14 protein-coding genes are annotated in these 12,391 nt (G+C 67.3%); 5 read left to right on the top strand and 9 right to left on the bottom strand.

The features are described 5' to 3' along the window. The first annotated feature begins 123 nt into the window (after positions 1 to 123). The 3 genes from LDO22_RS12810 to LDO22_RS12820 are packed head-to-tail and all read left to right on the top strand — an operon-like array spanning position 124 to position 2,943. Positions 124 to 1,590, top strand: a complete 1,467-nt coding sequence (locus tag LDO22_RS12810) for a ferredoxin reductase family protein (protein ID WP_224023631.1) — start codon at positions 124 to 126, stop codon at positions 1,588 to 1,590. After that, positions 1,587 to 2,132 carry an FMN-binding protein gene (locus LDO22_RS12815; protein ID WP_224023633.1) on the top strand — a complete coding sequence of 182 codons (546 nt, stop codon included), beginning with the start codon at positions 1,587 to 1,589 and terminating at the stop codon, positions 2,130 to 2,132. Before LDO22_RS12810 ends, LDO22_RS12815 begins: the two co-directional genes overlap by 4 nt. Further along, positions 2,116 to 2,943, top strand: a complete 828-nt coding sequence (locus LDO22_RS12820) for an FAD:protein FMN transferase (protein WP_224023635.1) — start codon at positions 2,116 to 2,118, stop codon at positions 2,941 to 2,943. Before LDO22_RS12815 ends, LDO22_RS12820 begins: the two co-directional genes overlap by 17 nt. A gap of 23 nt (positions 2,944 to 2,966) precedes the next feature. Here LDO22_RS12820 and LDO22_RS12825 read toward each other — a convergent pair whose 3' ends face one another. Together LDO22_RS12825 and LDO22_RS12830 are read right to left on the bottom strand one after the other, a co-directional pair. After that, positions 2,967 to 3,728, bottom strand: a complete 762-nt coding sequence (locus tag LDO22_RS12825) for an SGNH/GDSL hydrolase family protein (RefSeq protein WP_224023636.1) — start codon at positions 3,726 to 3,728, stop codon at positions 2,967 to 2,969. 56 nt (positions 3,729 to 3,784) lie between these two features. Beyond that, entirely contained in the window at positions 3,785 to 4,270 is a 486-nt protein-coding gene (locus LDO22_RS12830; protein WP_159629765.1) for a MarR family transcriptional regulator, read from the bottom strand. 59 nt (positions 4,271 to 4,329) lie between these two features. Here LDO22_RS12830 and LDO22_RS12835 point away from each other — a divergent pair, with 59 nt between their 5' ends. After that, positions 4,330 to 4,635: a YciI family protein gene (locus LDO22_RS12835; RefSeq protein WP_159629763.1), complete on the top strand. Its 306-nt coding sequence runs from the start codon at positions 4,330 to 4,332 to the stop codon at positions 4,633 to 4,635. Here LDO22_RS12835 and LDO22_RS12840 read toward each other — a convergent pair. The 6 genes from LDO22_RS12840 to LDO22_RS12865 all read right to left on the bottom strand — a co-directional run bounded on the left by LDO22_RS12840 (position 4,632) and on the right by LDO22_RS12865 (position 10,773). Next, a complete protein-coding gene (locus LDO22_RS12840) occupies positions 4,632 to 5,495 on the bottom strand; it encodes an SGNH/GDSL hydrolase family protein (protein WP_224023638.1) in 864 nt (287 codons plus the stop codon). The genes LDO22_RS12835 and LDO22_RS12840 overlap by 4 nt on opposite strands. A 136-nt stretch (positions 5,496 to 5,631) precedes the next feature. Then, positions 5,632 to 6,684 carry a siderophore-interacting protein gene (locus tag LDO22_RS12845; RefSeq protein ID WP_224023639.1) on the bottom strand — a complete coding sequence of 351 codons (1,053 nt, stop codon included), beginning with the start codon at positions 6,682 to 6,684 and terminating at the stop codon, positions 5,632 to 5,634. After that, complete coding sequence (locus tag LDO22_RS12850; RefSeq protein ID WP_263422180.1) at positions 6,681 to 7,496, bottom strand: ABC transporter ATP-binding protein; 816 nt, start codon at positions 7,494 to 7,496, stop codon at positions 6,681 to 6,683. The genes LDO22_RS12845 and LDO22_RS12850 overlap by 4 nt, the downstream gene beginning before the upstream one ends. Position 7,497: 1 nt before the next feature. Further along, the gene (locus LDO22_RS12855; protein WP_224027234.1) at positions 7,498 to 8,535 is read right to left on the bottom strand and encodes an iron ABC transporter permease; all 1,038 of its coding nucleotides are present in this window, start codon (positions 8,533 to 8,535) and stop codon (positions 7,498 to 7,500) included. Positions 8,536 to 8,591: 56 nt separating this feature from the next. Next, complete coding sequence (locus LDO22_RS12860; RefSeq protein WP_224023643.1) at positions 8,592 to 9,674, bottom strand: iron ABC transporter permease; 1,083 nt, start codon at positions 9,672 to 9,674, stop codon at positions 8,592 to 8,594. Positions 9,675 to 9,684: 10 nt separating this feature from the next. Beyond that, positions 9,685 to 10,773, bottom strand: coding sequence for an ABC transporter substrate-binding protein (locus LDO22_RS12865; RefSeq protein ID WP_224023645.1), 1,089 nt, complete (start codon positions 10,771 to 10,773; stop codon positions 9,685 to 9,687). A gap of 357 nt (positions 10,774 to 11,130) precedes the next feature. On the opposite strand from LDO22_RS12865, the gene LDO22_RS12870 reads away from it, so the two are divergent. After that, on the top strand, positions 11,131 to 11,625 hold the full coding sequence (locus LDO22_RS12870) for an FBP domain-containing protein (protein ID WP_224023647.1): 495 nt from the start codon (positions 11,131 to 11,133) through the stop codon (positions 11,623 to 11,625). Between the two features lie 67 nt (positions 11,626 to 11,692). Here the strand turns inward: LDO22_RS12870 and LDO22_RS12875 are convergent, their stop codons facing one another. After that, positions 11,693 to 12,370 (bottom strand): hypothetical protein, encoded by a 678-nt coding sequence (locus LDO22_RS12875; RefSeq protein ID WP_224023649.1) that lies wholly within the window; start codon positions 12,368 to 12,370, stop codon positions 11,693 to 11,695. Between the last annotated feature and the right edge of the window lie 21 nt (positions 12,371 to 12,391).

The raw sequence follows: 12,391 nt of genomic DNA on the forward strand, positions 1-12,391 counted from the left end.
TCTACGAGTTGACGCAATTAAAGACCAATCGGGTGTATAAGGGCTTGCCCCTGTTGAAAGGTCACAGCAGCCGCTGGCCCCTTTTCACAGCAGGGACATAGCTTCCCCAAGCATGTTTGATGCATGAACACACAGCTCCTGCCGGCATCACCGGCCGCAAGCAGCTCCGGCCGCCCGGAGCTCTCACCACCGAAGATACCCGCCCGCGGCTGGTTCGCCCGCCAGTACCGCCGGCGCCTGCTGCGGACGGACTTCCTGACCGTCATTGCCTGGGCATCCGTGGCTGCCGCCATCGCCTTATGGCTGGCAGACGGCGGGGCCACCAGCATCACCTCGCCCGCCTCGCTGTTCACGGCGGCGGGAATCGTGGCCGGCCTGGCGGGTATGGACCTGGTCCTGCTGATGCTGCTCCTGGCCGCGAGGATCCCGTTCATCGACCGCACCATCGGCCACGACCGGGCCCTGGAATTCCACGGCAAACTGGGCAAGCCCTCCCTCTACCTCCTGTTGGCACACGGCCTCCTGCTGGTCATCGGGTACGGCATGGCCGAGGGACTGGACCCGGTCAGCGAATCCATCAACCTGTGGGTGCAGGTCCCCGACATGTGGCTGGCGTTCGTCTCCATGGCCCTGTTCATCGCCGTCGTGGTGACCTCCCTGGTGGCTGTGCGCCGGCGCTTCCCGTACGAGTTCTGGTACGTGGTCCACCTGCTGACCTACGCGGCGGTGGCAACGTCAATCCCGCACCAGTTCAGCGTGGGCGGCCTCTTTGCGGCCGGCACCTGGCAGCGGTGGTACTGGCTCGCCATCTGCATCTACACCGGCAGTGCCCTGGTGTACTTCCGCATCCTTGAGCCGGTTCTGGCCACCGCGCGCCACCAACTGACGGTGGCCCGCGTGGAGGCCGTGGCTCCGGGCGTGGTGAACATCGTCATGCGGGGACGGAAGCTGGACCAGCTGGCGGGGACGGGCGGACGCTTCTTCATCTGGCGCTTCCTGGCGCCGGGCATGTGGTGGCACCCCCACCCGTTCAGCCTGTCCGCGGAGCCCGTGGTCAACGGCCGGGACGGCCAGGGGACGCTGCGGGTCACCGTCCGGAACCTCGGCGACGGCTCCGCCCAGCTGCTCCGGCTGCGGAAGGGCACCAAGGTGGCCCTGGAGGGTCCCTACGGATTGCTCAGCACGGCAGCCCGGACGAAGAACAAGGTGGTGATGATCGGCGCCGGCATCGGCATCACTCCCCTGCGCGCGCTGTTGGAGACCACCCCGTTCGCTCCAGGCGAGGCCACGGTCCTGCTCCGCGGCCACACTGACAAGGAGCTTTACCTGGGCACCGAAATCCTTGACCTCTGCCAGGCGCGCGGGGCCCGGCTCTTCCACCTCACCGGGCCGCGGGGCCCTGGCCGGTCCACCTGGCTTCCCGAGGACTCGGTGCGCAACGGCTACAGCCTTACCTCCTATGTGCCGGACATCAGGGATGCGGACGTCTACGTCTGCGGCCCGGCGGCGTGGGCGGCCAATGTCATTGCGGACGCCGGGAAGGCCGGCGTCCCCGAGGAACAGATCCATCACGAAAGGTTTGACTGGTGAAAATTCGCGGAACAGTCGCAGCAGCTTTGGCCTCCGCCGGGATCCTCCTGGCGGGCTGGCAGACAGGCACGCAGGCCGGCGGCATCAGCACCGTCGCATCAAGTACGACGGCGACCGGCACCACGGGTGCAACAGGCACCGGGTCCACGGGGACGGGTTCGTCCGGGTCGGCCGGGTCCTCCAGCTCATCGGGCACCGCAGGGTCTTCCGGGTCAGCAAGCTCCTCCGGGTCCTCCGGTTCGTCCAGTTCGTCCAATTCCTCCGCGTCCGGCACCTACAAGGGCAACACCGTCCAGACCCGGTTTGGCCCCGTGCAGGTCCAGATCACGGTGGCGAACGGGAAGATCACCGATGTCACGGCGCTGCAGCTGACCAATACGGACGGCAAATCCATCCAGATCAGCAACCGCGCGGCACCCCTGCTCCGCAGCAAGGTCCTGGCGGCGCAGTCTGCCAATGTCCAGACCGTCAGCGGCGCCACCATCACCAGCGACGCCTACCTCACCTCACTCCAGGCAGCCCTCGATGCAGCAAACCTCTAACCCCCTGCCCGCCACGGCAGGCACCACCCTGAAGGCCCGCACCTTTGACTGCATGGGAACGGTCATCGGCCTGACACTGCCGGTGGACTCCCCCGCGGAAGGGCAGCCGGGGCTCGACGAGCTCGCAGCCGCCACCGCCGTCGTCGAACGCCTGTTCCGGGACCTGGACGAAACGTTCAGCCTGTACCGCCCCGATTCGGAAGCCAGCAGGCTGGCGCGCGGTGAACTGACGCTGCCCCGCGCCTCGGCGCAGATGCGCGAGCGTTATGCCGAAGCCCACGAGTGGCGGCTGCGCACGGAAGGGGCCTTCACCCCTGAAAGGCCAGACGGGGTGCTGGATCTGTCCGGGATCATCAAGGGCCATGCCATCCGCGCGGCCGGGACGTCGCTCGTGGCCCTGGGCCGCCGGGACTGGTGTTTGAACGCCGGCGGCGACGTCCTGGTCAGCGGTTCGCCGCACCCCGGCAGCGCCGAACCCTGGAAAGCCGGCGTGGTGGACCCTGCCGACCGACTGACCCTCATCACGGGATATCCGCTGGGCGGCAACAGCCGGCACAGCGCGATGGCCACCTCCGGCTCCGCTGAACGCGGCGAGCACATCTGGCGGGTGGGAAGCAGGGCCGGTGACGACGGGTTTGTCCAGGTCACCGTTGCCGCCGGGGATATTGTCACCGCCGACGTTCTGGCCACGGCGATCGTTGCCGGCGGGACACGGATGCTGGACCGTGCCGCGGACAACTGGGACGTTGCCGTGCTGGCCATCCGCGCGGACGGCTCGATCCTGGCGACTCCGGCGTTCCAGCCGGGGTAGGAGAGGCGCAGCCAGGACCCGCGCTACAGCCGCGTGAGCTGGGGGTACTTGGCCTGCAGGTTGTCCCCGGAGGATTTCCCGGTGACGCGGCGGACCACCCACGGCGCCGCGTATTCGCGGAACCACTGGGCGTTGGCACGGATGGCGTCGGCCCCGCTCAGTTCCGGCACCGGAGTCATGGGCGGGACGTCGATGGAGTGGTCACATTTGAGGACCTCAAGCACGCGCTTGGCCATGTTCGCGTGGCCGGCGGCGGACATGTGCATCCGGTCGTGGGCCCACATGCCCCAGTCGTAGTACTCGCTGAAGCGCCAGTAGTCCACCAGCAGGGCGCCGTGGTCCCCGGCGATCCCGCGGACCAGTTCGTTGTAAATGGCAGTGCGGCCCCGCATGGTGCCGAATACCTTCGAACCCCGGGCGTCGAAACCCGTGAACATCACCACGGTGGCGCCGGTGGCAGCGAGCTTCGCCACGGCGTCGTTGTATTCCACGAGGAGATCATCGATGTCCACGCGCGGGCGGAGGATGTCATTGGCGCCGGCGTAGATGCTCACCAGGGTGGGGTTGAGTTCGACGGCGGCGTCCACCTGTTCAGCCAGGATTTGGCGGAGCTTCCTGCCACGGATGGCCAGGTTGGCGTAGCCGAAGTCCGGGTCCGCGGCGCAGAGCTGTTCCGCCACACGGTCGGCCCATCCGCGGACACCGTTGGGACGTGCCGGGTCGTCGTCACCGACGCCTTCGGTGAAAGAGTCGCCGAGTGCCACAAACCGGGAAGTGAAATCCATGCGGTTAGTTTGCCACCCGTTGCCGGAAGCAACCAATCGCCCGGGATGCTCTCGGGTCAGGCCTGGGTTTCGCGCAGGATCCAGTGGTCCGAGTCCAGGCGTCCCACCACTTTTTCACCGATCCGCGCCAGGTCCAGCACGTCCTGTTCAGTCAGGGCATCGAGGAACAGGTCACGGACGTCCTCAACATGCGCCGGGGCCAGGCCGACAATCGTGGCCATGCCTTCCTCGGTGAGGTGGGCCGTGGTCACCCTGGCGTCGTGGGGGTGCGGGCGGCGTTCCACCCAGCCGCGCTTCTGCAGCTTGGTCACCACGTGTGAGAGGCGGGAGAGGGAGGCGCTGGTGCGGGCTGCGAGCTCGCTCATGGGCAGGAACCGGTCCTCGGCTTCGGACAGCATGGCCAGGACGGTGTAATCGAACAGGGACAGTTTTCCCGCGGCGTGCAGCTTGGTGTCCAGGGCGGCAGGCAGCAGCGTATTGATGCTTACCAGCGCCAGCCAGGCGCGGCGTTCGTCAGCGTTGAGCCAGCGGGGTTCGGTCATGTTCCCTATTCTACGATTGATCCTTCAAGTAGCTGGTGCGGCGCCGGTAGGCTTGCCCCATGTATGTTGTCTCCCTCACCTACCGCGTGCCCCAGGAGATCGTCGACTTCCACAACGACGCCCACATCGCCTGGCTGCAAAAGGCGTTCGACGACGGCGTGTTCATCGCCGCCGGACGCAAGATTCCGCGCACCGGCGGGTTGCTGCTGTCGCAGGCCGAACGGGAAACCCTGGACGCGAGCCTGGCGCAGGATCCGTTCTACACCAACGGGGTTGCCGACTTCGAAGTCATGGAATTCCATGCAGGCCGGGTGGCCCCGGGCTACGAAATCCTGCTGGACACCCCTCCCCAGCCCGCACCCTAAGGCGGGCTGCTTCCCGAAGGTATGCTGCCGGCGTCGGACGTTCCGGCGGCGAGCTTCTTCAACCCGCCGTTCCGCGGAACCTTCACCGGCTGGGGCCAGCGCGGGGTGAGGGTGTCCCCCAGCGTGACCCCACGGAGCTTGCGGCCGAAGAGCGGCAGGACCCAGTCGTGGACCCAGCGGCGCTGGCGCCGCTCCCACTCGCGCAGGCCGGGCCGGGCGGGTGGTTCCCAGTCCCTGGGTTTGATCTTGTGCGGCACGCCCAGCTGGTCCAGCACCTGCCCGGCAAGGTATTTGTGCCCGGCTTTGGACATGTGAAGCCGGTCCGAGTCCCACATCCGCCGGTCGTGGAAGGCGTCCAGGCACCAGTAGTCCACCAGCACGGCCCCGTATTTATCCGCGATGTCCCGGACCCGCTGGTTGTAATAAGTGTTGCGCTTCTTCAGTGGCTCCAGCAGGGCGGACACCTTGACGTCGAACCCCGTGAAGAGGACCAGCGTGGCCCCGGTACCGGCCAGCCGGGCCACCAGCTGTTCGTAGTCCGCCATGAGCGCCGGCATGTCGGTCTTCAGGTCCAGGATGTCGTTGCCGCCGGCGTAGAGCGTGACAAGCGTTGGCCGCATCCGCAGCGCCGGTTCCAGCTGCTCGTCGACGATGTGCCGCAGCCGCTTGCTCCTGATGGCCAGGTTGGCATATTTCCACCCTGGCTGCGCCTTGGCGAGTTTCTCGGCCACCCGGTCGGCCCACCCCCGCACCCCGTTGGGCAGCCGCTCATCCCGATCCCCCACCCCTTCGGTAAAGGAATCCCCAAGGGCAACAAACACCCGCCGCCCGGAGTCAGGAAGCAAGGGATCAGAGGACACAGCCACGAAAGTACCGGGACAAGTCAAAGGAATCACGACGCCGGGATGAACAGTAAGTGATGGGGCGTCCCGGAAATGCTGGCAGGATCTGATGGGGCGTCCCAGAAATACCGGCAGGATCTGATGGGGCGTTTGGCTAGCCTTCGGCTTTGCCCTGCCGCCAGTACCCCATGAACGCCACCTGTTTCCGGTCGATGCCCACGTCCCGCACCAGGTAGCGGCGCATGTCCTTGATGACGGCTGCTTCACCTGCGATCCAGGCGTAGAACGGCATGGCACCGGCGGGCATGTCCGGGTTCTTGGTGGCGCTGATGGCGGCGGTTTCCATCCGGGACGGTGTCTCCCAAAGGATGTCCTCGTCCACGTTGACGTCTTCGGGCTCGGGACCTGCGCCGGCGTCGGAGGCTTTGATGCCCACCCAGCCCGGCACGGGGACGGCTTTGCGCACGGCCTCATGCAGCAGCTGCCCGTGTGGCCGGGACCGCCCGATGGCGGCGCCGCGGGCGAGCCAGGTGATTTCGATGTCCGCCGGGGAGCTGAGTTCGAGGAAGTCGCCTGCCTGCGGGACTTCCAGGAGGGCGTGGCCACTCATGTATGGCGGGAGCGTTTCCAGGATCGCGGAGATGGCGGGGACGGCGGTTTCGTCGCCGGCGAGCAGGACGCGCTGGGCCATGCCGGGGCGCCACTCGATACCGGAATAGGTTTCGGCGGTGACGCAGTGCGCGGCGCGGTTGTTCGGGCCGATGAGGGTGAGCGGGTCGCCGGGTTTGGCCTTGGATGCCCAGTCCGCTGCCGGCCCGGCGTGCCCATCCTCGTCGGCGTGCATCACGAAGTCGACGTCGATCTCGGGGTACACCGCATCCAGCCGCGCCTCCCGGACCGTATAGGTGCGCATGGAGCCGCGCACGGCCGGGTCCATGGCCAACCAGTCCCGGTACCAGCCGGCGTGGGCGGTGTCGAAGGCGGGGACCGGCAGGACCGACCCGTCGGGGGCCTGCGATGGAATGACGAGCTTCACCCGCAGGTCCAGGGTGTGGCCGTGGACGCCGAAGTCACGCAAGGAGTAGCCGCCGAAGGTGATCCTGCGGAACGTGGGGCTCAGTTGCTGGACAGCTGAGACGGTCACCTCGAAGGCAAGGCTCATCGGCTGGGTTGCCGGCTGGGTGGCGGCGCTTTCCCGGGTCTTCATGAAACGAGCTCCAGTTCGGTGGTTGTGGCGTGGTGGCGACCAATGGGAAGGATCAGCGGGGTACCGGAGACGGGGTCCGGGATGACGCGGCTCTCCAGGCCGAAGACGTTTTTGACCAGGTCCTCCGTCACCACGTCGTGCGGGGACCCCAAGGCCGCCACGGCGCCGTCCTTCATGGCGATGACGTGGTCAGCGTAGCGGGCGGCCAGGTTGAGGTCGTGCAGGACGATGGCCACGGTGGTGCCGCGCGTGCGGTTCAGGTCCGTCACCAGGTCCAGGACCTCCACCTGGTGGGCCAGGTCCAGGTAGGTGGTGGGTTCGTCCAGCAGCAGGACGTCGGTTTCCTGGGCAAGGGCCATGGCGATCCAGGCCCGCTGCCGCTGGCCGCCGGACAGTTCGTCCACGTCCCGCCCGGCGAGCTCCAGCGTTCCGGTGGCTTCCAGCGCGCGCTGCACCGCGGCGTCGTCCTTGACACTCCAGTTGCGGAAGAAGCCCTGGTGCGGGTAGCGTCCCCGCCCCACCAGGTCGCGGACGGTGATCCCGTCCGGGGCGCTGGGGTGCTGGGGTAGCAGGCCCAGGGTGCGGGCCAGTTCGCGTGCCGGGCGGGAATGGATGTCCTTGCCGTCCAGGGTCACGGCGCCGCTGGCGGGTTTCAGGAGCCGGGACAGGCCGCGCAGCAGGGTCGACTTTCCGCAGGCGTTGGCGCCCACGATCATGGTCACCCTGCCTTCGGGGAGCCGGACGCTGAGCCCGTCCACCACGCAGCGCTGGTGGTAGCTGAGGGTCAGGTCCTTGGCTTGGAGAACTGCCACGTCAGGCATCCTTTCGGTTGGCCGTGACCAGGAGCCACAGCAGGAACGGGGCGCCGAGCGCGCCGGTGACCACGCCCACCGGGAGCACTGTGCCGCCCAAAAACAAGGGGGCCAGGTTGGCGGCGAAGTAGTCGGCCGCCAGGACAATCAGGGCGCCCACCATGGCCGACGCCGGCAGGCTGGCTTTGCCTGTGAAGCGGCGGGCGATGGGACCGGCCAGGAAGGCGACGAACGAGACCGGTCCGGCAGCCGCCGTCGCCACTGCTGCCAGCGATACCGCGACGACCACCAGTGCCAGGCGCGCGGTGTTGACCCGGACGCCCAGCCCGGCCGCTGCGTCATCCCCCAGTTCCAGGATTCGCAGCGGCCCGGCGATAAGCCCGGTGGCGGGAAGCAGGGCGGCGAGCGCAAGGAAGAGGATCCCGGCGCGGTCCCAGTTGGCGGAGTTCAGGGATCCGTTCAGCCAGACCAGGGCGTCGGCGGCGGTGCGGATGTCGGCCCGGGTCATGAGGAAGCTGACCACGGCCTGGAGGGCTGCCGCGGTCCCCACACCGGCCAGGACCAGCCTGTTTCCGGCAGCGGTTCCCCTGCCGGTTCGGCGGGCGCCTCGGGAGATCGCGTAAATCAGGGCCGCCACGGCCAGGGCACCCGCCAGCGCCGCCGCGGACACAGCGGCACCGGATACGCCGAAAACAACGATCGCAACAACCGCCGCCGCACTGGCCCCCGAGCTGATGCCAATAACGTCGGGGCTGGCGAGGGGGTTCCGCAGCATGGTCTGGAACAGGGCGCCGGCCAGGCCGAACGCGATCCCGATCAGGGTGCCGATGACCGCGCGGGGAAGTTTGTTCTCCATCACGATGAAGCTGGCTCCCGGAATCTTCGCGCCGCCGGTGAGGTGGTTGATGACGATGGTGAAGAAATCCGAAATGGTCACCGTGTAGCTGCCCAGCAGGACGGACGCGAAGAACAGGATCACGACGGCGGCAGCCAGCATCGCGGTCCGGTGCAGTCGCCCCCGTCCCCCGCGCTGCTCCATCACTTCTGGCCCCTTGGGACCGGTTTTGGCAGCCATATCTGATAGCGCAACGCCGGTCACAGGCCTGCCCCTTTCCCGCGGCGGACCAGCCACACGAACACGGGGGCGCCGACCAGGGCGGTCATGATGCCCGCCGGGATTTCACCGGGAAGCAGCACCACCCGGCCAACGATGTCCGCGCCCAGCAGCAGCGCCGGGGCGGCCACCAGGGACAACGGCAGGATCCAGCGGTAGTCCGGGCCGGTGAGGAAGCGCACAGCATGCGGGATCACCAGGCCAACGAAGCCGATGGGCCCCGCCAGCGCGGTGGCCGTGCCGCACAGCAGGACCACCCCCAGGGCCACCACGGCGCGGGCCAGGCCCACCCGTTGGCCCAGCCCGCGGGCAACGTCGTCCCCCAGGGCAAGGCTGTTGAGGGTCCGCCCGGCCAGCAGCACGACCAGCGCACCCGCCGCCAGGAACGGCAAACCCGGCAGGAGTACCGGCCAGTCACGGCCCGCGATGCCGCCCACCTGCCAGAAGCGGAACCGGTCGAGGGTGTCCTGGCTGGAGACCAGGATGACGTTCATGAGCGATGACAGCCCGGCGCTCAATGCTGCTCCCGCCAGCGCGAGCTTCACCGGCGTTGCGCCGTCCCGGCCCAGCGAGGCGATGAGGTACACCACGACGGCGGCCGCGGCGGCCCCGGTGAACGCGAACCAGATGTAGCCGGTGAAGGTGGTGACGCCGAAGAGGTAGATTCCCGTGACCACCCCCAGGGCAGCTCCGGCGTTGACACCGATGATGCCGGGATCGGCCAGCGGATTGCGGGCAACACCCTGCATCGCCGCACCGGCCAGGCCCAGCGCACCGCCGGCCAGCAGGCCCAGGACGGTCCGCGGGATACGGGCGTGCACCACGGCGTGGTCCCCGTTTGCGGGATCGAATGCTGTGAGCGCCTGCCACACAGTGCCGAGGGGAACGTCACGGGCGCCCACGGCCAGCGATGTGCCGGCCAGGAGGACCAAAACGACGACGGCGGCCAGCAGCCAGGCAGCAGGTTTCCTTCCCCGAGCATCACCCCGGAGGGTGCCCGGGGCTGCCGTGACCGGCACCTGGGTGCCGTTGTCCGCTGCCGGAGGCGCCGTCGTCGTACTCATGGAGGTGCGCCTACTTCACTGCGTCCGCTGCTGTGGCAAGCTGCGGGAGGAACGTGTCCAGGGACCACGGCAGGCTCAGCGGCGACGATGCCGAGATGGAAAGGGTCAGCATGTTGTCCGAATCGGCCACCAGGGCACCATTCTTGATGGCCGGGATCTGGCCGAGGAGCGGGTCCGCCTTGATGGCGTCGGTTGTGGAGGCATCCGGAACCCAGGTGACGAAGATGTCCGACTGCAGTTCATTGGCTTTTTCGGCGGACCACGGAATGTAGAACTCCTTGGAGCCCTTGGAGTTGTCCGCCACCACCGGGGCGAGGGTCATGCCGATCTCGCTGAGGAAGCGGGGGCGGTTGTCGTTGGCGGTGTAGACGTTCACGCCGTCGCCCTTGGCGGGCTCCAGGTTGCCGTAGATGAAGCTCTTGCCTTGGATCTGCGGGTACTGGGCCACCTTGTCCTTGACCGTCGATTCGGTGTCGGAAACCAGTGTGGCGGCTTCGGCGTCCTTGCCCAGGGCCTTGCCGATGATGATGGTGGAGTCCTGCCAGGACGTCCCATAGGCCACCTCGGGGTGCGCCACCACGGGAGCGATTTCGCTGAGCTTCTTGTAGTCCTCTTCCGTCAGGCCCGAGTAGGCGGCGAGGATGACGTCCGGGCTGAGCTTGGCAATCTCCGTGAATTCGATCCCGTCCGCTTCCGAGTACTGGGCGGGGGCCTTGGCCGAACCGAAGCCCGCGCCCAGTTTTTCCAGCGCGGCGTCCTTCCAGGGGGTGGAGCCCTTGTCATTGCCGCCCCACTCGTTCCTGGGGACGCCCACCGGAACCACGCCCAGCGCGATGGCGACATCGTCGTTGACCCAGGAAACGGTGGCAACCCGGGTGGGCTGCTTCTCGATGGTGGTACTGCCGTACACGTGCTCGATGGTGACGGGGAAGGCGGTGCTGCTGCTGGAACTGCCGGCATCCGCAACGGTGGTGGCGGGACCTGTGCTGCAGGCAGACAGCGTGAGGGCCGCCGCAGCCAGCACTGCGGCAGCCTTTCCGGCCGAGGAAAACAGCGTGCGGCGGGTGGGCGCTGGGCCGGGGAAGAGGGGGAACGACACGGGGCTCCTTGAATCGGGCTGATCAAAACTTAAGTAAGGCTAACCTATGTAAATACGCATTACGCAACACTTTTATCACCTAATCCACCATCGTGACGAAAACCACATTCTGCGATTGGCTGCTTGGACAGGACCCGCATCCTTTGGCAGGATGGCCCTTGCTGGTCCGGCTTTTGAGACACAGGACGGCTGAACAGGAAAAGGACAACGGGAACGATGCGCACGCAGAGGGCCAACCGGGCCGCCGCTGCCGTGGAGAGCGGGGTGGCCGCATTGGCCTGCACCGCGGAGACTGACTGACTCCCCCGTTACCCCTGGCCCGGCTCCGGGCTGCCCACCTTCACGAAAGTTTCAGCCATGCAATCAGTCACGTCCCAGCAGATCCGTTCATCCTTCGTCAACGCCAGCCGCTCGGAAGCTGCAAAGCTCACCCTGCCCAAAAACTTCGAATCCCTCGACTGGGGCAGCCTGGAGTTCCTCGGCTGGCGGGACGAGAAGATGCCGCTGCGCGGCTACCTCGTGGTCCCAGGGCAAAAGGGCCTCACCGGGATCATGCTCCGGGCACCCGAAGGAGGGGCCAAAAAGAACCGGTCGGTGCTGTGTGAGCTCTGCCGGGATGTGTTGTCCAAGGAGGACGTCTTGTTGTGGGTCGCCAAAAGGGCGGGCCAGTCCGGGCGGAACGGCAACACCGTCGGCACCCTGATCTGCGCCGACTTCGTGTGCTGCGGCAACGTCCGCAGGGAGCCGCCTGTCAATGAGATCAATCCAGATCCCGCAGCCGTGGTGGAACGCCAGATCAAGGGGCTTCAGGACCGCACGGCGCAGTTCCTGGCGCGCGTTCAGGCCAAGTAGGACGTCAGGCGAAGCAGGCGGGGGAAGTCCCGTTCACGGCCGTGAGCGGGACTTCCCTGCCTGCCGGTCAGCGGTAGGAGAAGCTCATCAGCACAGCCTTCAGCGCCTGGCCTTCGGCGCCCCAATACCAGGCCTTCGCCGCGTCATCGTTGGCGAACGGCTGCGCGTCGAACAGGACGTCCGCGCTCAAGACCCGGTCGCCAAGCAGTACCGGACCTTCCCGCACCTGTCCGTCCGGGGAAACAGGCAATCCAGCCGTGAGTTCCATGCGGTATCTTGCGGCGCCTTCACTGCGGTCTACAAAGAACGATGCATGCGGCGTGGGAACAGAATGGTCCCGGAGGCCCAGGACAGGGTCTGTTTCGATGACGGTCCGGGTGGCAGAGCCGGCGACGACGTCGGCGATTTGACCGTAGTAGATGTTGATGCGGCTGCTTCCTTCGGCATCGTGAACCGTAGCCGTTCCCACATACGGAGTTTTCGGCGGCTCGAAAAGCTCCACCGTCCAGTCCGCCGGGTGGCTGAAGGACAGCCGGCCGTCGGGAAAGGTGAAGACGTCCGGCCCCGGGGGAACCGGGGAAGATGTGGCGGCGGGAACTATTGCCCGGCCCGGGTCCGGGGCCACGGTGGAACTGGCGGCGGACGCCGGAGATGAACCGACATTCGCCGGGGTCCCCTCCGCGCAAGCTGCGAGAGGGAGCAGCGCAGCAGCGAGCGCGAGCGGTGCGCATTGAAGAAGGCGCATGGGAAGGCCTTTCAAGAGGAC

Source organism: Arthrobacter sp. NicSoilC5, assembly GCF_019977395.1.
In the GTDB taxonomy this organism is placed as follows: Bacteria; Actinomycetota; Actinomycetes; order Actinomycetales; family Micrococcaceae; genus Arthrobacter.

Coding starts and splice junctions, on each gene's coding strand:
- LDO22_RS12810 (WP_224023631.1), top strand. CDS start 124: ATGAACACACAGCTCCTGCCGGCATCACCGGCCGCAAGCAGCTCCGGC.
- LDO22_RS12820 (WP_224023635.1), top strand. CDS start 2,116: ATGCAGCAAACCTCTAACCCCCTGCCCGCCACGGCAGGCACCACCCTG.
- LDO22_RS12825 (WP_224023636.1), bottom strand. CDS start 3,728: ATGGATTTCACTTCCCGGTTTGTGGCACTCGGCGACTCTTTCACCGAA.
- LDO22_RS12830 (WP_159629765.1), bottom strand. CDS start 4,270: ATGACCGAACCCCGCTGGCTCAACGCTGACGAACGCCGCGCCTGGCTG.
- LDO22_RS12835 (WP_159629763.1), top strand. CDS start 4,330: ATGTATGTTGTCTCCCTCACCTACCGCGTGCCCCAGGAGATCGTCGAC.
- LDO22_RS12845 (WP_224023639.1), bottom strand. CDS start 6,684: ATGAAGACCCGGGAAAGCGCCGCCACCCAGCCGGCAACCCAGCCGATG.
- LDO22_RS12855 (WP_224027234.1), bottom strand. CDS start 8,535: ATGGAGCAGCGCGGGGGACGGGGGCGACTGCACCGGACCGCGATGCTG.
- LDO22_RS12860 (WP_224023643.1), bottom strand. CDS start 9,674: ATGAGTACGACGACGGCGCCTCCGGCAGCGGACAACGGCACCCAGGTG.
- LDO22_RS12870 (WP_224023647.1), top strand. CDS start 11,131: ATGCAATCAGTCACGTCCCAGCAGATCCGTTCATCCTTCGTCAACGCC.
- LDO22_RS12875 (WP_224023649.1), bottom strand. CDS start 12,370: ATGCGCCTTCTTCAATGCGCACCGCTCGCGCTCGCTGCTGCGCTGCTC.